At 59.5% G+C, this 19,762-nt stretch carries 18 protein-coding genes and 2 pseudogenes; 7 read left to right on the forward strand and 13 right to left on the reverse strand.

The genetic code is table 11. From position 1 onward, the window contains the following. Nucleotides 1–32 precede the first annotated feature (32 nt). From ACZZ0K_RS05735 to ACZZ0K_RS05765, 7 genes and pseudogenes are all read right to left on the reverse strand, one after another. Nucleotides 33–3,676 (reverse strand): annotated as a pseudogene (locus ACZZ0K_RS05735) (transporter substrate-binding domain-containing protein). Between the two features lie 8 nt (nucleotides 3,677–3,684). Then, nucleotides 3,685–4,311 (reverse strand): response regulator transcription factor, encoded by a 627-nt coding sequence (locus ACZZ0K_RS05740; RefSeq protein ID WP_041478434.1) that lies wholly within the window; start codon nucleotides 4,309–4,311, stop codon nucleotides 3,685–3,687. Between the two features lie 380 nt (nucleotides 4,312–4,691). Beyond that, entirely contained in the window at nucleotides 4,692–6,020 is a 1,329-nt protein-coding gene (locus ACZZ0K_RS05745; protein WP_076563711.1) for a deoxyguanosinetriphosphate triphosphohydrolase, read from the reverse strand. A gap of 69 nt (nucleotides 6,021–6,089) precedes the next feature. Next, nucleotides 6,090–7,253 carry an EAL domain-containing protein gene (locus ACZZ0K_RS05750; protein ID WP_041478435.1) on the reverse strand — a complete coding sequence of 388 codons (1,164 nt, stop codon included), beginning with the start codon at nucleotides 7,251–7,253 and terminating at the stop codon, nucleotides 6,090–6,092. 119 nt (nucleotides 7,254–7,372) lie between these two features. Further along, complete coding sequence (locus ACZZ0K_RS05755) at nucleotides 7,373–7,711, reverse strand: hypothetical protein (protein WP_016770844.1); 339 nt, start codon at nucleotides 7,709–7,711, stop codon at nucleotides 7,373–7,375. Then, a complete protein-coding gene (locus ACZZ0K_RS05760; RefSeq protein ID WP_008079909.1) occupies nucleotides 7,708–8,094 on the reverse strand; it encodes a phage holin family protein in 387 nt (128 codons plus the stop codon). Before ACZZ0K_RS05760 ends, ACZZ0K_RS05755 begins: the two co-directional genes overlap by 4 nt. A 2-nt stretch (nucleotides 8,095–8,096) precedes the next feature. Next, nucleotides 8,097–8,411, reverse strand: a complete 315-nt coding sequence (locus ACZZ0K_RS05765) for an ElaB/YgaM/YqjD family protein (RefSeq protein WP_016770842.1) — start codon at nucleotides 8,409–8,411, stop codon at nucleotides 8,097–8,099. 301 nt (nucleotides 8,412–8,712) lie between these two features. On the opposite strand from ACZZ0K_RS05765, the gene ACZZ0K_RS05770 reads away from it, so the two are divergent. Next, nucleotides 8,713–9,921: an ammonium transporter gene (locus ACZZ0K_RS05770; RefSeq protein ID WP_041478438.1), complete on the forward strand. Its 1,209-nt coding sequence runs from the start codon at nucleotides 8,713–8,715 to the stop codon at nucleotides 9,919–9,921. Here ACZZ0K_RS05770 and ACZZ0K_RS05775 read toward each other — a convergent pair. Then, on the reverse strand, nucleotides 9,918–11,630 hold the full coding sequence (locus ACZZ0K_RS05775; RefSeq protein ID WP_041478439.1) for a cation:proton antiporter: 1,713 nt from the start codon (nucleotides 11,628–11,630) through the stop codon (nucleotides 9,918–9,920). The two genes, ACZZ0K_RS05770 and ACZZ0K_RS05775, sit on opposite strands and share 4 nt — an antisense overlap. Before the next feature lie 198 nt (nucleotides 11,631–11,828). Between ACZZ0K_RS05775 and ACZZ0K_RS05780 the strand changes: the two genes are divergently transcribed. The 3 genes from ACZZ0K_RS05780 (at nucleotide 11,829) to ACZZ0K_RS05790 (ending at nucleotide 13,456) form a co-directional block, all read left to right on the forward strand. Beyond that, a complete protein-coding gene (locus tag ACZZ0K_RS05780) occupies nucleotides 11,829–12,068 on the forward strand; it encodes a glutaredoxin family protein (protein WP_122746645.1) in 240 nt (79 codons plus the stop codon). A gap of 109 nt (nucleotides 12,069–12,177) precedes the next feature. Next, a complete protein-coding gene (locus ACZZ0K_RS05785; RefSeq protein ID WP_016770837.1) occupies nucleotides 12,178–12,495 on the forward strand; it encodes a hypothetical protein in 318 nt (105 codons plus the stop codon). Nucleotides 12,496–12,565: 70 nt separating this feature from the next. Further along, a complete protein-coding gene (locus tag ACZZ0K_RS05790) occupies nucleotides 12,566–13,456 on the forward strand; it encodes a pseudouridine synthase (RefSeq protein ID WP_056788516.1) in 891 nt (296 codons plus the stop codon). An 82-nt stretch (nucleotides 13,457–13,538) separates the two neighbouring features. Here ACZZ0K_RS05790 and ACZZ0K_RS05795 read toward each other — a convergent pair whose 3' ends face one another. Further along, a complete protein-coding gene (locus ACZZ0K_RS05795) occupies nucleotides 13,539–13,760 on the reverse strand; it encodes a YgdI/YgdR family lipoprotein (RefSeq protein ID WP_016770600.1) in 222 nt (73 codons plus the stop codon). A gap of 78 nt (nucleotides 13,761–13,838) precedes the next feature. Further along, nucleotides 13,839–14,440, reverse strand: a pseudogene (gene mobA, locus ACZZ0K_RS05800) (molybdenum cofactor guanylyltransferase MobA). Nucleotides 14,441–14,521: 81 nt separating this feature from the next. Here mobA and moaB point away from each other — a divergent pair. Next, on the forward strand, nucleotides 14,522–15,061 hold the full coding sequence (gene moaB, locus ACZZ0K_RS05805) for a molybdenum cofactor biosynthesis protein B (protein WP_016770598.1): 540 nt from the start codon (nucleotides 14,522–14,524) through the stop codon (nucleotides 15,059–15,061). Then, nucleotides 15,045–16,271, forward strand: coding sequence for a molybdopterin molybdotransferase MoeA (locus tag ACZZ0K_RS05810; RefSeq protein WP_252884627.1), 1,227 nt, complete (start codon nucleotides 15,045–15,047; stop codon nucleotides 16,269–16,271). The genes moaB and ACZZ0K_RS05810 overlap by 17 nt, the downstream gene beginning before the upstream one ends. Before the next feature lie 59 nt (nucleotides 16,272–16,330). Here the strand turns inward: ACZZ0K_RS05810 and ACZZ0K_RS05815 are convergent, their stop codons facing one another. Then, entirely contained in the window at nucleotides 16,331–16,639 is a 309-nt protein-coding gene (locus ACZZ0K_RS05815; protein WP_172834003.1) for a hypothetical protein, read from the reverse strand. A gap of 315 nt (nucleotides 16,640–16,954) precedes the next feature. Between ACZZ0K_RS05815 and yegS the strand changes: the two genes are divergently transcribed. Next, nucleotides 16,955–17,872 carry a lipid kinase YegS gene (yegS, locus tag ACZZ0K_RS05820; protein ID WP_217851645.1) on the forward strand — a complete coding sequence of 306 codons (918 nt, stop codon included), beginning with the start codon at nucleotides 16,955–16,957 and terminating at the stop codon, nucleotides 17,870–17,872. Here the strand turns inward: yegS and ACZZ0K_RS05825 are convergent. Together ACZZ0K_RS05825 and ACZZ0K_RS05830 are read right to left on the reverse strand one after the other, a co-directional pair. Continuing rightward, entirely contained in the window at nucleotides 17,856–18,515 is a 660-nt protein-coding gene (locus tag ACZZ0K_RS05825; RefSeq protein WP_041478445.1) for a response regulator, read from the reverse strand. The two genes, yegS and ACZZ0K_RS05825, sit on opposite strands and share 17 nt — an antisense overlap. After that, nucleotides 18,512–19,405, reverse strand: coding sequence for a sensor histidine kinase (locus tag ACZZ0K_RS05830; protein ID WP_024013690.1), 894 nt, complete (start codon nucleotides 19,403–19,405; stop codon nucleotides 18,512–18,514). The genes ACZZ0K_RS05825 and ACZZ0K_RS05830 overlap by 4 nt, the downstream gene beginning before the upstream one ends. Between the last annotated feature and the right edge of the window lie 357 nt (nucleotides 19,406–19,762).

Raw genomic sequence — 19,762 nt, forward strand, 5'->3', positions numbered from 1 at the left:
TGTTTAACTCACTGCTCAGCGTCCAAGCATAGTTAAGACTCGCTCACTGTGCCTTGATCGGCCAGGGTCAATTGCTGTTGCAGGGCCTGCGCCAGTTCGAGCATCGCTTGGCTGGTTGCCGCCCAGCGACGGGCAATCTCCTGTGACGCGAGCGCTTGCTGGCAGGCGTCCTCGAGCTCATCGCAACATTCGATCAACCGCGAGGCCTGCGCGATGCGTGCTGCGCCCTTGATCTTGTGCGCAACCACTGCCAGCGCTTCGCGATCATCCTCGGGCGACAGCCTCAGCAGTTCTTCGCGGTCGAGACGGCTGCTCTTGAGCAGTTCCACCAGCATGCGCCGGGTTTGCCCGGGGTTGTTGCCGGTCAGCAGGCTCAGACTTTGCAGGTCGAAGACCGAGGCCGGTGATGCCGGCGTGATGCCGTCGATCCATTGTCCGAGCAAGGTCAGACTCAACGGTTTGAACAGGCAGTCGTCCATGCCGGCGAGCTTGCAGCGCTGGACTTCTTCGGGCTGGGCATTGGCGGTGAAACCCAGCACGGTGCACGGCGGGCGGTGGTTTTGCAGTTCAAGCTGGCGAATCCCACGGGTCATGTCATAGCCGTTCATCAAGGGCATGTTGCAGTCGACGATCACCAGATCGAAATGATCGGCCTTCCACCGCTCGAGGCCGCTGCAGCCATCTTCGGCAATGCTGAAGCGATGACCGAGAAACTCCAGTTGCTGACACATGAGCAAACGGTTGGCCGGATGGTCGTCGACAACCAGGACATGTAACGGCGTTGTCGCAGGCTTGATCAACGGTTCGCTTTTCGGCGGATTCGCCTTTGCCGGCAGGCTGTCCAGCGGCAGCGATATGCAAACCTGAGTGCCGATGCCGGGCTGGCTGCTCAACTGCAGTTGTCCGCCCATCATTTCGCACAGGTTGCGACTGATGACCAGCCCGAGTCCGGCGCCGTTTTTTGCCTGCCTACTGCCGTTATCCGCCTGCGAGAAAGGTTCGAACAAGCGCTGTTGATCTTCGGCGCTGATGCCTGAGCCGCTGTCCTGCACGGTCAGCTGCATCAATGTTCGCCCAGCAGCGTCTGCCGGGATCAGGTCGAGGGTGATCCGCACGTGGCCGCTTTCGGTGAACTTGATAGCGTTGCTGACCAGGTTGGACAGCACCTGCTTGAAGCGCAGCGGATCCAGATGCACATCCACAGCCGGGTTCGGCGGGTTGAAGACGACTTGCAAGGCAAGGTTTTTCTGCCGCGCTAGGCCGTCGAAGATGCGCGCAACGGAGGTCACCGTGTCGACCAGATTGATCCACTCCGGAGACAGGCTCAGACGGCCGGACTCAATGCGGGCGATGTCGAGGATATCGCCGATCAGCCCGAGCAGATCCTTGGCCGAATGGTAGGCCGTGTCGATCGAAGCGCGATCGGGGTGCTGCGGATCGATGCGTCGCAGGGTCAGTTCGAGCATGCCGATCACGGCGTTCATCGGTGTACGGATCTCGTGGCTCATGGTTGCCAGGAAGGTACTTTTGGCCCGGTTCGCCTCGTCTGCCTGTTCTTTGGCCGCACGCAGTTTTTCAAACAATTGGCGGCGTTCACTGATATCGATCCAGCCGCCAATGATGCCCTGGACGGCACCGCTGGAGTCGCGGTAGGGAAGTATCCAGTGGTAAATCGTCAGGCGGCGGCTGCCGATGTGCAGAGGCCGGTCGAGTATCAAGGGAATGCCTTCGGCAATGACTCTCTGGTAATCGGCCTGGAACGCCTCGGCCTCGAACGCGTTGCTCAGGGTGCCTTGCACGACGCCTTTGCCGATGATGTCCTCGCGTCTGGCGTTGAACGCTTCGAGATAACTGTCGTTGCAACTTTGCAGCAGACCCTGGCGATCTCGCACGTAAATCGGGTGTGGTGTGCCGTTAACCAGCGAGCGCATGAACTCCAGTTGATCGTTCAGCGCGCGTTCGGCAGCCTGACGTTGCTTGATCTGGTGGCGCATGTAGGCGTTCCAGGTCAGTAACAGCAGCAGGATCAGGCCGGCGGCCGCGACTACTTGATAGAACAGCCGCTGATAGTTTTGCCAGATGTTCTGGGAGGCGGTGGAGTAACCGCGCCAGCGACCGTTGATCACGCCGAGCTCCTCGGGAGCGATGCTCAGCAGCGCCTTGTTGATGATCGAGGCCAGTTCGGTGTTGTCACGGGCGGTCGCCAGCGAAAAGGCCGCCTGACTGGTGCCGATGGTGGTGGTGATTTGCAGTGGCCGATCGAATATGCGCGATGAGATGAAATAGTTGGCGATCACCAGCGAGTTCACCGCGCCGTCGACATGGTTGTCGGCCAGCATCGACACGGCGCTGAAGGTGTCGGGGGTTTCGATCAGTTCGATGCCCGGAAAATTCTCATGCAAGTAGGCGACCAGCGGATTGCCTTGGGCGATCGCCAGACGCTTGCCTTTGAGTTGGGCCAGGTTGGTCGGGCTGTCGGCGCTTTTGCGGGTCAGCAGCACGTAGGAATTTTCCAGATAGGGACGACTGAAACTCAGGTTTTTTCACGTTCGGCGCTGGGCAGCAGGGCGGCAATCAGATCGGCCTTGTGATTGTCGATCTGCCTGATCATTTCCGCATCGTTACGGCTGCGCTGAATCTCGAAACGCAGGCCGGTACGCAAGCGAATCAGTTCGAGCAGGTCGGCACTGATGCCGCGGAAATTGCCGGCGCTGTCGAAGAAGGTCAACGGTGCGTACGCTTCATTGACCACTACGCTGACGACGGGATGCTGCTTGAGCCAGTTCTCCTCACGATCCGTCAGCTGGAGTTTACTGTCGGTGAGCAGCAGGTCGCTGCCGGCGCTCCAGCGTTTGGCGATGTCATCGCGCTGGCTGCGCGGGATCGCTGCGAGCACTGTGTCGATGATGCCCAGCAACTGCGGATTGCTGCGCCGCACGGCGAAGCTGAAGCCATGGGCTTCCTGCTTGCCGAAGTTGGCCATGCGGACGTTGTTGAGATAGCCCTTGTTGATCATGTAATGGGTGGAGAGGGTGTCGCCGAGAAACACATCGGCCTGGTCGAAGGCCACCGCGTTGATTGCGTTCTGATAGGACGGATAGCAGGTGATCAGCGCTTTGGGATACAGCGCCTTGATCTCCGGCAGCGGCAAATAGTGATACACCATGCTCAGGCGCAGGCCGGCGAGGCCTTCGGTTAGCGAGCGGGTTTCATCTTCGCGGGTCACCAGTACCGGCTGATCGACCGCGTAAGGTGTGGAGAGCGCGAGGTTGGCATTGCCTGCTTCGTAGCCGTTGGCTGTGCCAAGCAGGTCGATCTGGCCATCGATCAAGGCGCGAATTGCAGCCTCGCGCGAGGGAAAGCGTTGCACGCGAATCGGCAAGCCGGTGGCCTGACCGAGAATCCCTGCGTAATCGGCGGTCAGTCCCTCGTAGTCCTGGCCACTGACGGTCATGTCGAATGGCGGGTAATCAGGTGCGGAGGTACCCAGTTTCAGTTCGCTGCGAGTCTGTAGCCATTGCCGTTGTGACGGTTGCAGGACAATCCCGACAGCCTCGGTTGCCGAGCGGCTGAGCAACGCATAGTCGGGTGAGGGGCTTGGCGAGGCGAAGGCATTGGCGCTCAGATACAGAACGGCGCTCAAGGTGATCAGGTAGTCCTTCAGACGGCTGGGCATGTGGGGTCTCACACGAGTGCGTTGCGTTTGGCCATCTCGATAAGTTCTACAAGGGATCTGGCTTTGAGTTTTTGCATCAGGCGCTTTTTGTAGGTGCTGACGGTTTTGTTGCTTAGAAACATGCCCTTGGCAATTTCCTTGTTGGTGCGTCCTTGTGCAAATAACTGCAATACCATCAGCTCGCGGTCATTAACGGATTTGAATAGTTCAAGTTCTGCATATCGAGTGTCATCGCTGCGCACCGGATTAAGTGCCTGACTGGGGAAGTAGTTGTAACCGGAAAGTACCGCTTTGATTGCGCTGACCAATTCGCTCAAGTCTTCCTGCTTGCAGACATATCCCGATGCACCGGATTGCATGCAGCGGATACCGAACAGCGTAGGACACTGCGCCGTCAGAATCAGAATCTTGAAATTGGAACCCATGGTGTTGAAGCGGGCCAGCACTTCGAGGCCGTCCAGCTTGGGAATGCTGATATCGAGAATGACCAGGTCGGGCATGCATTCACGGACCATCTGCATGGCATCGACACCGTTATCGGTCTCACCGACGACCTTGTAGCCTTCATGTTCCAGGAGCATTCGCACGGCGAGGCGGATGACCGGATGATCGTCCACAATAAAAACGGAGTTCATAAATAGAGTCCCATGCAAGCATGAATAAAGCGCGCACCTTAGCTCAGATGCATGAGCACTCGCATGGACTGGTAGTGTCGCGACTACGTTATCGGATTAATCCTACGCGTAATGAAGAAATGGACTACGTTGAAATTAGGATAGGCGTAAGGAAGCACGAGCGTTCAATTCGCCGAAGATGGAAATTATCCGAGAGCCAATATTGATCTCCAATTATTTACTGGTGTTTAAAGTTGTGTTTAACAAGTGCGGTTCGTTTTGTTTGGTTGCCTGGGTCAGCGCGATCCAGTCTTACCAGTTTAAAGAACGCGTATAACGTTCGTGGCGATAACTCACCGGGCATCAGCCGGCCAGACCAATGGCCGGCTGATGCGGGACGATCAATGACTTGAGCGGCCGGTCATTTCCAGTGCCATGTCACTGGCGTAACTGTCGGTCATGCCGGCGATGAAATCGATCATGCGCAGAAACGAACTGTGCAGCGAACCTTGAGGGTCCGGCGCATTGTTGCCGAGCAAATCGAGAATACGCCGGCTCTTGAACGACGGCGTGCGGCCGTTGTGCTGCTCCAGCGCGGCACCGCAGAACGAATTGAGCAGAATCTCCAGTGTCGTGTACGCGCCGATCTCATGCAGGGTCTTGCGTTTGTCCTGAAAGATTTTTTTGCGCGCGATGTCCTTGGCGTTCAACACGCAGCGCTTTGCCGGCCCGTGCATGTGTTCGACCAGATCGCCGTGCAGTGTGCCGGCGAGCAGAGCATCCTGCTGTTCGACAAATGCTCGCGCTGCCGCGTTGGTCAGGTGCTCGATGGCCTTGCCGCGCAGGATCGCCAGTTTACGCCGCCGGGAATCCTGCGGGCCGAGCTGGCGATAGGTTTCCGGCAAATCGTCACCGACCAGGCCGAGCAGCAACGACTCGACTTCGGCGTATTCGAGCAGCTCCATTTCCAGACCGTCTTCGAGATCGATCAGCGCATAGCAGATGTCATCGGCGGCTTCCATCAGGTAGACCAGTGGATGGCGTGCCCAGCGCTGGTCTTCGATTTGCGGCAGACCGAGTTTGTGCGCGATCTGTTCGAGCAATGGCAGCTCGCTTTGGTAGCAGCCGAATTTGTGTTTCTTGTAGCCGAGGGAGTCGGCGTGGCGCGCGGTCCACGGGTACTTCAGATAGGTGCCCAGCGTCGCGTAAGTCAGGCGCGTGCCGCCATCGAACTGGTGATATTCCAGCTGCGTCAGCACGCGAAAGCCTTGAGCATTGCCCTCGAAATTGAGGAAGTCACCACGCTCGGCGTCGCTCATGCCATCGAGCCAGCCGCGCCCGGCGGCTTGTTGAAACCAGTGGCGAATCGCGTCTTCGCCGGAATGGCCGAATGGCGGATTGCCGATGTCATGCGCCAGGCAAGCCGATTGCACGACCATGCCGAGGTCGGCCGGGTCGCACCAGTCTGGCAGCGCGCTGCGCAAGGTTTCACCGACACGCATGCCCAGCGAACGGCCGACACAACTGACTTCCAGCGAATGGGTCAGGCGCGTGTGAATGTGATCGTTGCTGGTGACCGGGTGCACTTGGGTCTTGCGCCCGAGGCGGCGGAAGGCCCCGGAGAAAATGATGCGGTCATGGTCTTTGTGAAAAGGGCTGCGGCCGAGTTCTTGCGGGCTGTGCAGCGGCTTGCCGAGGCGTTCGCGGTTGAGCAGGGTTGGCCAATCCAAGGCTGAATCTCTCCGTCTGGTGACTGATCGCCCTAGCTTCCCGGTTCGGCTGCGCGCCTGCAAGCGGAACTACAGACCCGCCGCATCGATATCAATCAGCAACAGCCGTTCGCCGTTATCGAAAAACTGCCCCGCAGTCAGGCAATACTGGTTGCTGGTGGCATCGCGATAGGTGTTCGACAGGGTCAGGCGGCGTTCTTCCCAGCCTTCGGCCAGCAGATGATAGAAGTACGGTCGCCACGACCAGTTGTGCCCCAGATAGCGATCATCGGCGAACCAGCCGTCATGGCGCCATTCCAGGTTGGGGGTCAGTTGCGTGCCGTGGCGGTCGCACTGATAAAAGCGCAGCAGCCAGGGAAACGCCTGCAATTGCGGCAATGCACTGAGCGGGGCGCGGGCCTGCGCCCATTGCTGCAGAATCGCCATCAGCTCGCTGAGCTGCTGACGCATTTGCATCAGCCGCCCGCGCTCACTGAGTTTCTGCTTCACGTAGCGTTGCCGCAATTGCGCGAAATGCGCGACGAAGGCATCGGTAGCGAAGAATTCTTCTTGTGCTCGGGCGAAGAGAAATCCCTGCACATAGCGCGAGCCGCACTCCAGCGCGAAATTCAGCTGCGCTTCGGTTTCGACGCCTTCGGCGATGATCCAGCAGCCGGTTTTCTCGGCCATCTGGGCGAGAGCCTTGACCACATCGCTGCTCGGTCCGCCGAGGGCTGCAGCCTGAAACAGGCGCATATCGAGCTTGAGAATGTCCGGTTGCAGGGCCAGGACCCGATCCAGCTGCGAATAGCCTGCGCCGAAATCATCAATGGCGATTCTCGCCCCTGCGTCACGGTAGCGCCCGACCACGTGGGCCAGGCGTTCGCTGTTACCACCCAGTTCGGTGATTTCAAATACGATGCGCTGCGGATCAACCTCGTGTCGCGCCAGTTGTTTGAGACTTGGCAGCGCTTGATCGGCGCGCAGGCGGCTGATCCAGCGTGGCGACATGTTCAGGCTGAGAAACCACTCGGCCGGCGCTTCATGCAGGCGGCTGAGGGCGTGATCACGAATTTGCCGGTCGAGACGGCGCAAGGCAGTGGCCGGCGTGCGCGGATCGGCGAACAACGGTCCTACCGAGGTCAGTTGACCATCGCTCTGACGCAGGCGGCCCAATGCTTCGACGCCTGCAATGCGGCCGGTGGCGGTATCGATGAAAGGCTGAAAACAGGCGAGCGGTTGCCCGTCGATCACGGCAAGTCCTTAATCTTGTTTTTGGTTTGGCCGCGCTTGCCGGATAGGCACGCGGGATGAATCTCCCGATAAGGAGATTCATCCCGGCGCTATTGCAAGAATGTAGCCAGAAGGGCGCTTCAGCGTTTGCCCGAGCTGTGCATGACCAGTCTGATCAGCGGCCCAAGCGTCGTGCCCAGACGCAGCAGTCGCGTCAAACCGCCACCACTGCTGCGTTTCGAGCCTTTGCCGGTGAGGAAACCCAGCAGCGTCACCGCTGCCACGCCCCACAACGGCGCGTGCTTGATGCCGAAACCATCCTGCACGTTCTGCTTCATGCCACGCATGCGCTGCAACGGTTGCAGCACTTGCGCGGTTTCGTGGCGGATTTCCTGACGGTGCATTTCCATGCGCAGGCGGATCAGCGCCTTGCGCATTTCCCGGCGGGAGCTGTTGTGCGGAAGTTCAGGCAGGCTCATGGCAGCAGACGCTCCCGGTCGTTGGCCAGCTCTTCGAGCGTGCCGTGGAAAGGCGAGGACTCATCGAAAATCGCCGCTTTGAGGCGCAGACCGCAGAAGATCGACGCCAGCGTGTAAAACACGCACAGGCCGATGATCGCCGCCAGGCGGTAGGTGTCCCAGAAGATGATCATCACCAGCGTCGACAGACCTACCAGCAACAGCAGGGCAAAAACCAGCGCCAGGCCTGCGAACAGCAGCAGGCTGACAGTGCGTGATTTCTGCTCCTGCAGCTCGATGCCGAACAGTTCGACATGACTGTGCAGCAGGCCCAGAACGGCAGCGCCGAGGCGACGCGTAGAGGAGGCGGTGCCCGCAGTCGGGCCGGATTCACCGATCGACATGATCAGCGCCGAGTTGCCAGCAGGCCGATCAGAAAGCCGACGCCGGCAGCGATGCCCACCGACTGCCATGGGTTGGCCGACACATAGTCTTCAGTAGCGGTTACGGCCGCCTGACCGCGCTCACGCAGGGTGTCTTCGGTCACCTTCAGGGTTTCCCGGGCACGCAGCAGGCTGTCATGAATCTGGGCACGCAGCTCATCGGCCTGATCACCCGCGAGGGTCTTGGTGTGTTCGAGCAAGCGTTCGGTGTCGGCGACCAGAGTCTGGAAGTCGTTCATCAGGATTTCTTGAGCAGTCTTTGCCTTGATGCTGGCCATGGGTGGATCTCCGTAGGTGGCTTTGAAGCGTTCGAGTATGAGCCTTGCGCGAAGGTTCAGTGCAAATGCCTGGTACAACTTTTGCTGTGTCGTGGTGCGTCGCTCGGCGTATGTGCGCTGTTGCCGGGCGTCCCAGCAGAAAAACTCTAATTAATTTACTAGCAGTTCGTGATCGGACATCGATAAATGCGCCAAATCAGTTCATCAACCCTGCCGTTGGATATTTGATGAGTCGTAATTTGGTGCATGAAATGCACACATGAACCGCTTTGGTGCCTTTTAGCCTTGGGTCTGCCTCCTCATGGAAAATCTGCAAAGCGCTGTGGACACGCTGGTTCACAGCTCCAACACGTTGTTCATTCTGATCGGTGCGGTGATGGTACTGGCGATGCACGCCGGTTTCGCCTTTCTGGAGGTCGGCACGGTCCGGCAGAAGAACCAGGTCAACGCGCTGGCGAAAATCCTCAGCGACTTCGCCGTGTCGACCCTGGCCTATTTCTTTATAGGCTATTGGATCTCCTATGGCGTCACCTTCATGCAACCGGCGGCGGTGCTCACGGCTGACCATGGCTATGGACTGGTGAAGTTTTTCTTTCTGCTGACCTTCGCTGCCGCGATCCCGGCGATCATTTCCGGCGGCATTGCCGAACGCGCGCGGTTTGTCCCGCAGTTGTGCGCGACGGCGCTGATCGTGGCGTTTATCTATCCGTTCTTCGAAGGGCTGATCTGGAACGGCAACTTCGGTTTGCAAGGCTGGCTGGCGGCGCAGTTTGGCGCGGCATTCCATGATTTCGCCGGCTCGGTGGTGGTGCATGCCGTGGGCGGTTGGCTGGCGTTGGCGGCTGTTCTGCTGCTCGGCCCGCGCAATGGTCGCTACCGCGATGGACGCCTGGTCGCGTTCGCGCCGTCGAGCATTCCGTTTCTCGCACTGGGCTCGTGGATCCTGATTGTCGGCTGGTTCGGCTTCAACGTGATGAGCGCGCAGACGCTGCAAGGCGTCAGTGGCCTGGTCGCGGTCAACTCGCTGATGGCCATGGTCGGCGGTACCGTCGCGGCGTTGATCGTTGGGCGCAATGACCCGGGCTTTCTGCACAACGGCCCGCTGGCCGGGCTGGTGGCGATTTGCGCCGGCTCCGACCTGATGCATCCTGTCGGAGCACTGGTGACCGGCGCGATCGCCGGAGCCTTGTTTGTCTGGTGCTTTACCGCTGCGCAAGTCAAATGGCGCATCGATGATGTCTTGGGTGTCTGGCCGTTGCATGGTTTGTGTGGCGTGTGGGGCGGGATTGCCTGCGGCATCTTCGGTCAGTCTGCGCTGGGTGGCCTGGGCGGCGTCAGCCTGATCAGCCAGTTGATCGGCACTGCGCTTGGCGTGGCAGTGGCGCTGGTCGGCGGCTTCGTCGTCTACGGCGCGATCAAGGCATTGCATGGGCTGCGCCTGAGTCAGGAACAAGAGTATTACGGCGCCGACCTGTCGCTGCACAAGATCGGCGCGGTGAGTCAGGACTAGATTTCCTCATCATTGGCTCCGGGATAGAAACCGTGGAGCAGGCGATAGCGATCGATACGCACTTGATCGACCTTCTCCTGCACTTTGTGCGCGGGCAGGCCAAGCATGATCAGCGCGTGTGAAGCGAGCATCAGGCTTGACTCCAGAAGCTCCGGCACCACCTCGGTGGCGCCGGCGGCTCTGAGTTCCGCCGATTGGCTGTCGTCACGGGTGCGTACCAGAATCGGCACCTGTCGGTTGAGTCGCCGGGCTTCGCGCAGAATGCGCAACGCCACGTCACTTTGATCCACGGCAATCACCAGCAGCCTGGCGCGCAACAGGCCAACCGCAGTAAGCAGATCGCCACGCGCCGAGTCGCCGTAATGCACGTCGCTTTCCGCGGATGCGGCTTCCTGCACCCGCACCGGATCGTTGTCCAGCGCAACATAGGCTTGCCCCGCATTGCCCATGAAGCGGCCGATGGACTGGCCGACGCGACCGTAGCCGCAGATCACCACGTGCTGGTCGAGGTCGGCGTTGAGCGCGCTGATCTGTTCGATCTGCGCTTCCTGATTGGGCTTGCGGTGCAGCACGGCGGCAATGCGCGGCGCCGCACGCAACAGCAGTGGCGTGAGCAGCATCGAACAGAACGTCGCCGCGAGCAGCAGTGCACCCGGTTCGGCCGGCAACAGGCTGTTCTGCTGCATCTGCGCCATCAAGGCAAAACAGAATTCGCCACCCTGGGCCAGGGCCAGACCGCTGCGCCACGCGGTTTCGCTGTCACTGCCGCGCCACTTCACCAGCAGCGCGACCACGATGCCTTTGATCAGCATCAGGCCGAGCGTCAGGCCGATGATCAACAGGCTGTGACTGACGAACAGTTGCAGGTCGATCAGCATGCCGATGCTCACGAAGAATACGCCGAGCAGAATGTCGCGAAAGGGCCGGATGTCAGCTTCGATCTGGTGCCGGTAATGGCTTTCCCCGAGCAACATGCCGGCGAGGAAAGCGCCGAGTGCAGGCGACAGCCCCAACAAGTGCGTGAGCCAGGCAGTCAGCAGCACGATCACCAGCGCCAGAAGAACGAACAGCTCCGCCGAACGCGAGGCCGCCACCTCATGAAACAGCCGTGGCAATAACCAGCGACTGGCGAGCAGCAGGCCGAAGAACAGCACCAAGGTTTTGCCCAGGGTCAACGGCAAGGCCCAATACCAGGCCTGCTCGCTGGTGCCGGCGAAGACCGGAACCAGTGTCAGCAGCAATACCGCGACAACGTCCTGAAACAGCAACACGCCGACCGCGTTCTGGCCGTGGCTGCTGAACACTTCACCAAGACTGCCCAGCTCCTTGGTCACGATCGCCGTGGATGACAGCGATAAACCGGCACCGAGCAACAGCGCCGGCATCAGCGGCATGCCCAGGCCCATCAACAGGGTGCCGAGCAGCGCTGCGCTGATCAGCACTTGCTGACTGCCGAGGCGAAACACCACCTGACGCAGCGCAATCATCTTCGACAGGGAGAACTCCAGGCCCAGGGAGAACAGCAGAAACACCACGCCCAGCTCGGCGACATCCGGCAGATGTTCGCTCTCGTTGACCCAGTCGAATGCGTTCGGCCCGACCAGTAATCCCACGCACAGGTAACCCAGTACCGGCGGCAGTCGCAGGCGCCGGAACAGGGCAATCACCACCAGGGATGAGGCGAGGATGATCAACAGATTTGCAAACACGGGACACTCCGCTGTCAGGGCGTTGGCCTCTGAAGCGTAGAGGCAAAAAGTCCGCGAGGATGACGCATTTGCAATTTGCGCTGAATGATTTGCGTCAGGATTTTGCGCCGGGAGCGCTGGGTCCTTTGAGCGGCGCTGGGTCGACGAGGGTTTAGTGGCGTCCTAGAATGGGCTCACTTGTTTTCCGGTAATGCCGTCATGCCTCCTGAATGTCAGCTGTTCGGCACCCTCGGGTGTCATCTGTGTGAAGTCGCCGAAGCCGAGCTGATGCCCTTCGTCGAGCATGGTCTGCTGGTTGAACTGGTGGACATTGCCGAAGACGAATCGTGGTTCGAAAAATACAGCTTGCGCATCCCGGTACTGCGGCGCGTTGACACTGGCGCGGAGCTGGATTGGCCGTTCAGCGCCGACCAGGTGGTGGCATTTTTAGGCTGTTGATTTTGCCTTGATCCTTCCGCTGGTCGCAGCGATACATCCTTGCGTTGGCGCTCGCTGACTTCTTCGGTTACTGTATGTCCATACAGCAATCGAGTCAGAGGGATGAACCGTGGTCAATGTCGAACAGTTGAAGAGCAGCGTTAACCGGATGTCGGTCGACGTGGTGCGCGAGGCCGTCCTCGAATTGCGCCTGGACGGGCTGGTCACGGAAGGCAAGACGCCGTTCAACAAGCTGCATTTCAACACCTGCTTTGCCGAGATCGAAGCCCTGTTTCAGCGCGCCGGTTATCACAAGCAGCTGGATGTGGTCGGTTATCAGGGCCTGCTGTATGCCTTGTACGATCCGGGTCGCTGGGAGGCGGTCGATGTCTTGCGCTGGCTGAAGGAGTTCACCGAAGCGGCGGCACTCAAGTCGATTCCGGCCTGATGAAACTGCGCTAGGTGGCTTTGCCTCACTGTTGGATAATGCCGGCCTGCATTGAGGATTTCTGTTTCGTATGACCAGCCCCGTATTTTCCGCTGCGCACAATCAGGCCAGCACCTTGTATTTACCGCCCGGTCCCTGGCTGACAGTGCTCGATTGCCTGTGCGAGCACTTCAGTGCCATCGGCCGCGAACAATGGCTCGACCGGATTGCTCGGGGGCGGGTGCTGGATGCGCAGGGCCAGCCGATTGCGCTGGACTTGCCGTACAGGGAAGGTCTGCGCATTCACTACTTTCGCGAAGTGCCGGACGAGAAGCCGATCCCGGTGCTCGAGTCGATTCTCTACGCTGACGAACATCTGGTAGTGGCCGACAAACCTCATTTTCTGCCAGTAACCCCGGCCGGGGAATATGTCGAACAAACCCTGCTGCGCCGGCTGATCCGTCGGCTGGACAATCCGCATCTGGTGCCGCTGCACCGCATCGACCGGCACACGGCAGGTTTGGTGATCTTCTCGGCCAACCCGCAAACCCGCTCGGCCTATCAGTCGTTGTTCCCGACCCGGCAGATCGACAAGCGCTACGAAGCGATCGCCCCGGCGTTGCCCGAGCTGAATTTCCCCTTGGTGCACAAGAGCCGCCTGGTCGATGGCGAGCCGTTCTTCCGCATGCAAGAAGGGCCTGGCGCCAGCAACACCGAAACGGCGGTCGAGGTGCGTGAGAAAAATGGTGATCTGTGGCGCTATGGCTTGTATCCCGTGACGGGCAAGAAGCATCAGTTGCGGGTGCACATGACGGCGCTGGGAGCGAGTATTTGCAACGATCCGTTTTATCCGACTGTGTTGAAAGATGTCGAGGACGACTACGCCAATCCGTTGAAGCTGCTTGCGCAGGGCCTGCGCTTCATTGACCCGGTGACCGGGGAATTGCGGGAGTTCGAGAGTCGAATCACCTTGCAGTGGTAATGCTGAAACTGCTTTCCGAGCGCCCATGAAAAAGCCCGCATGACAATGCGGGCTTTTCTGTATCCGGTAACGACGCGGAGCCTTACAGCTCTTTAACGGTACGAACCTGATCCTTGTTGATGCGGGTCTCTTTGCCGTCCAGCTGCTGGAACTCGTAGAAGCCCGAATCATCATCGTATTTCGGGGTGTCGACGGCCTGGATTTCGCGACCGTCATTCAAGGTGATCACTGTCGGCGAGGAGCAACCGGCGAGGGTTGCCAGGCCCAGTGCGAGCATGAAAGTGGCGAGGGTCCGTTGAGTCATGAGTGTGTCTCCGAATGGGAAATCTTCTGGTTACTGAGCTTGAGACGTAAACAAGGCGTGAGAGTTCCTTGGATAGTGTCAGTCTGACACAGTGTTGTGCAGATGTAACAATTCGGGGGTGTTGAGGTTGGCCAGTCGCGGGTCGTTGTCAGGGCATTGCAATGCGACGGCGCCGAGACTGCGCATCACCCGCCCCGGGCTGCGTTCACCTGCATTCCAGGCTGCTTCGAATGCCGGCAACAGCGCCACCGGAATCACGCACAGCAGCGGTTCCCAGTGCTCGCCGTGGCGCAGCATTAAAGGTTTTTCACGTTGCAGATCGGCTGTGGTCAGCATGGCTTCCAGCAACGCCGTGTCGATTCGCGGCACATCGCATGGCAACACCAGCAAATGCGCATGGCGCGCCGCTTTCAGTCCTGCACGAATACCGGCCAGCGGCCCGGGAAATCGCCTTCATCATCCATTACCAACTGATCGGCAAACCCGGCATAACGCTCGCGATTGCGGTTGCACGAGATGATCAGGTCGTCGGTCAACGGGCGCGCCTTGCGCTGCAGATGCGCGATCAAAGGCTCGCCCAGCCACTCGATGAGGCCCTTGTCCTGACCGCCCATGCGTTGACCGCGTCCACCGGCCAGAAGCAGGACGGAGCAGGGTGGCAACGGGTTGTTCGAGGGCATGACGACTCTCCAGAGGGGCGGCGGAAAAATGAGCCGCTGTGATATAACACCGGGCTGTTTCCCCTACAACTGGAAGAGCCTATGAAAGCCAAGGCTGATGTACCTTTCGTGCCGCTCAATATTGCGGTGCTGACTGTCAGCGACACCCGAACCCTGGAAACCGATACCTCCGGCCAGGTCTTCGTCGATCGCTTGATCGCGGCCGGTCACGCGCTGGCCGAGCGTGTTTTGCTTAAAGATGATCTCTACAAAATTCGCGCGCAAGTCGCCAATTGGATTGCCGACGATGTGGTCCAGGTTGTGCTGATCACCGGCGGCACCGGCTTCACCGGGCGTGACAGCACGCCGGAAGCGGTGGCATGCCTGCTCGACAAACAGGTCGACGGATTCGGCGAACTGTTCCGCCAGATCTCCGTGGCCGACATCGGCACTTCGACCGTGCAGTCCCGTGCCTTGGCGGGTCTGGCCAACGGCACGCTGGTGTGCTGCCTGCCGGGTTCGACCAATGCGGTTCGCACCGGCTGGGATGGCATCCTCGCTGAGCAACTGGACGCCCGCCATCGTCCGTGCAATTTCGTCACCCACCTGAAGCAGGCGGCGCCGTGTGAATCCCGTGGGTAAGCCGGGCAAGACCGGCAGTCTGCTGCCTGTCGAAACGGCGCTCGAGCGTTTGCTGGCCATGGCCGATGCGTCGCGCATTGTCGAGCGCGAGCACTTGCCGCTGGCTCAAGTCGAAGGGCGGGTGCTGGCTGAAGATCTGATCTCGACGCTGGATCTGCCGCCGTGGCCGAACAGCGCCATGGACGGCTACGCCTTGAACTTGGCTGATTGGCAGGGCGAGCCGCTGCCGGTCAGTCAAAAGGTGTTTGCCGGGCAATCTCCGCAGTCGTTGGAACCAGGTACCTGCGCACGCATCTTTACCGGGGCGCCGTTACCGGCGGGCGCTGACTGTGTCGAGATGCAGGAAAACGCCGAAGTTCAGGCCGACGGCCGAGTGCGCTTTCTTGAACCTTTGAAAGCCGGGCAGAACATTCGTCCGCAAGGGCAGGAAACCACGGTCGGCGAATTGGTACTGCAAGCTGGAACCCGGCTCGGACCGATTGAGCAGGGCCTGGCTGCTTCGCTTGGCTGTGCCGGGGTTAACGTCGTGCGCAAGCCGCGGGTGGCGGTTCTGTCCACTGGGGACGAACTGGTTGAACCCGGTCAGGCATTGGGGCCGGGCCAGATCTACAACAGCAATCGCGTACTTCTGTGCAGCTGGCTGCAGCGTCTGGGCTGCGAAGTCATCGATGGCGGAATTCTTCCGGACGATCTACCCGCGACGCGGGCGCGGCTGGGCGAGCTGCAAAATGTCGATCTGATTCTGTCTACTGGCGGTGTCTCGGTCGGTGAAGCAGATTTTCTCGGCATTGCCTTGCGAGAGGAAGGCGAACTGGCCTTGTGGAAGCTGGCCATCAAGCCTGGAAAACCGTTGACGTTCGGCCATTTCCGCAACGTGCCGGTGATTGGCCTGCCCGGCAATCCCGCCTCTACGCTGGTGACGTTCGCCTTGCTGACGCGGCCCTATTTATTGCGACGCCTGGGTGTGCAAGATGTCGAGCCGCTCAAGTTTGCAGTGCCAGCAGGCTTTGTCTGGCCGGTGGCCGGCAACCGTCGTGAATATCTGCGCGGGCGCTTGGAACAGGGGCGGGCGATCATTTACCGCAACCAGAGTTCGGGTGTGCTGCGTAGCGCGGCGTGGGCCGACGGATTGGTGGAAGTCCGAGAAGGCCGCACGCTGAGCGAGGGTGATGAAGTGAGCTTCATTCCCCTCAGTGACCTTCTGGGGTAGAGCATCTCGCCCATGCACGCGTCGGCTGATACGCACGGCGCGTGCAACGAATGATTCGGTCAGTTGCTGATCAATGTCACCAACTGGTCGAATCGGCTGTTGGCCACCCAGCCCAGCAGTCCGAGGATGACAGCGGTGGCACCCGCCGAATACGCCAGACGGTGTTTGATCGTCCGGACATCATTGAGCACTTCGTCCATATCGCGGCGCATGTATTTGAAGTGAGTCTCCAGCTCGCTGACTCGGGGTTCCATATCAAACTCTCCAGGGGTCTTGGCGCTGTTACAGAAGTCTGGTTTCTTGCTGGCACGACTTTCGGCGAGAGCGGCGACCGGGCTCACCGGTGCCTTGGTTTCATGGTTGTGCATGGAAGTTCTCGCCGATCGTATCAACTGCACGCTTGCTGGTTTCGCCATTGCTCGATTCATGGAAATAAATCGGGGGGTATCCGTTCATTACCGGCACATCCTTGTGTTATTGGGTTGAAGGTTGATGCTGCTGGCACACGGTGACCCAATGGTCGGACGGGGTCAATTAAGCCGATTCCTCTTGTTTCGTAAGAAAAAATACCGCTGTGTAGGACGCCAGCAGTTGGACGAAGAATTAATTGCCAGCGCGGTGGCTTTTTTAAGGCGCACAGTGGTCAAGATGTTTCAATCGATTTCAATTCTTGGAGTGACGTTATGAGTGAACGCCGGGCACTGCTGATCTTGCATGGCAAACAGGCACTCAACGAGGATGTCCGCGCTGCCGTAGAAGCCAAGCGTGAGCAAGGCTGGGAACTGGCTGTGCGAGTGACCTGGGAGGCCGGCGACGCCCAGCGTCTGGTCGAGGAAGCGTTGGCGGCCGGCTACAGCAAAATCATCGCCGGTGGCGGTGATGGCACGTTGCGCGATATTGCCGAGGCGCTGGCTCAGCATCCGCAAAAAGCCAGTCTTGTGTTGCTGCCGCTGGGAACCGCCAACGATTTCTCCCGCGCCGCCGGTATTTCCCTGGAGCCTGCCGAAGCCCTTGAGCTACTGGATGTTCAGCCCTCGGATATCGATCTGGGCGAAGTGGGCGGGCAGATTTTCCTGAACATGGCGACCGGCGGATTCGGCAGCCAGGTGACCGCCAATACTTCGGAAGATCTGAAAAAGGTCTTGGGCGGCGCCGCGTATCTGTTTACCGGCCTGACCCGGTTCAGCGAACTGCATGCCGCTTACGGCGAGTTGCAAGGCCCGGATTTCCATTGGCAGGGTGAGCTGCTGGCGCTGGGCATCGGTAACGGGCGGCAGGCGGGTGGCGGCCATGTGCTGTGCCCCGAGGCACAGGTCGATGATGGTTTGCTGGACATCAGTATCCTGCCGGCACCGCAAGAACTGGTCGGCACGCTGAAGAATCTGCTGAGCGAGGGCTTCGGCCTCGACAACATGTTCGTGCGGGCGCGATTGCCGTGGGTCGAGATCAAGGTCGCCGAAGGGCTGAGCATCAATCTCGATGGCGAGCCGCTGGAGGGCGACAGTCTGCGTTTTGTTGCGAAACCTGCAGCGTTGCAGGTGCATCTGCCGAAAGACTCGCCGTTATTGGGCCAACAACCGTCAATCAGTCATCAAGGCTGATGATCTGCTCACGCACGGCGAACAGCACCAGGCCCGCCACGTCATAGATCTGCAAGCGCTTCATGATCTGTGCGCGGTGGGTTTCCACGGTCTTGACGCTCAAGCCCAGGCCGTTGGCGATTTCCCGGGTCGATTTGCCGCGCACGATCAGGCGAAGGATTTCCAGCTGGCGCGCGGTCAGATTGTGCGAATCGGCGATGTCCGGCTGGCTTTTCTGGTTGCGGGTCAGTGCCTGATTGATCACGGTGTGAGCGATGGCCGGGCTGAGATAGCGTTCGTTGTTGCGCAGGGCTTCCAGCGCGTGCTCGAGCTCGGTGGCCGTGGTGTCCTTGAGCAGGTAGCCATGGGCACCGGATTCCAGCGCCTGCATGATCAGCGCCGGATCGGTGTGCATCGACAGGATCAGCACTTTGCTCTGCGGCCGAACGCGCTTGAGGCGTTGCAGCGCTTCCAGGCCACCGGTTTCCCTCATCGAGATGTCCAGCAATACGATGTCGGGGCTCAGTTGCTCGACCATTTCGAGCAATTGCGAACCATCACTGGCTTCGCCGATTACCGCGTAACCGGGAATATCCAGAACCAGAGCACGCACGCCGGCTCTGATCAGCGAGTGGTCATCCACCAGAAGTAAGTTACAAGTCAACGCATAACCTTATTCGTACTGGCCCGTTCGAGCGCTCGCGGCGCCCAGGGGAAAAGTGCTTCGATTCGAGTGCCTTTGCCCGGCTCGCTGATAACGCTCAATGTGCCGCCCAACTGTTCGATGCGCTCGGCCATTCCGGCCATGCCGCGTTGACCTTCTCTGGCCGGGTCGGCCGCCGGGGCAAAACCCAGGCCGTCATCACTGATCAACAGCGTCAGACCTTGCGGCAATCGCTGTACCCGAATCAACAGGTTTTTTGCCTGTGCGTGGCGCAGGATGTTGGTCACGGCTTCCTGGGCGATGCGAAACGCGGCGACGGCCATTTCCTCGGGGATGCCGTTGAGCCGTTGCTGGCAATCGAGACTCCAGTTGACCGGCGTGTTGGCCAGTGTTTTGAGCAAGTGCGCACGCAGGCTGGCTTCTAGGCCCAGGCTGGTCAATTGCCGTGGATTGAGAATCGCCGAGACGTCACGCACCTTGGTCAGGGTTTCATCCAGCGTGTCGCAGAGCACCTTGCATTGTTCCTGCAGATCCTCCGGCAAGCGGCGTTTGAGCCAGTCACTTTGCAGCTTGGCGGCAGTGAGCAACTGGCCGATATCGTCGTGCAATTCACGGCTGAGGCGATGACGCTCGTTTTCCTGGACTTGCAGAAGTCGATCAGCCAACTCTTGTGGCTGAAACTTGATCGATTTGCGTGACAAGCGATATTGCACCCAGACGCACGCGGTGGCGGCGATGTCGAGCGCCAGCAATCCCAAAGGAAGGCGTGCGGAAACAACATACGCCAGCAGACTGCCCAAGGTCGCCAGAACACACAGGACAAGTGTGAAGCGCCGGGCGTTTTCCCGAGAAGGTGGCCATGTGATAAGTGACTTGAGACTGGCGTACATAACGGATGGAGCCAATGGATGTTCGCTGCGGGCAGACCGACCGGTGACTGGCGGATCTCTGTGTGGAAATACTGTCATTTATGTTATTGATTCAATCCGCATTCATTAAGCGATCATTGACTGGCAATAACATCGAAAAGGTAACACTGAAGTCAGTATGCCATTAACCGGCAGGCAACTAACCGGCGGCATAATACCACTTAACATACCGTTGGTCGCGGTTGCTATATATGTCCATTCAGTCAGGAAATATCGGATTGTGGACGCAAGTTCCATATTGGAAAAAGTTGGAGTTGTTGTATTTGGGCCACTTCGATTTGCCTGGAAGTGTCGCTGGGTGCACACAGGGAAAACCCT

The sequence above is a fragment of the Pseudomonas sp. AC255 genome, from assembly GCF_979258175.1.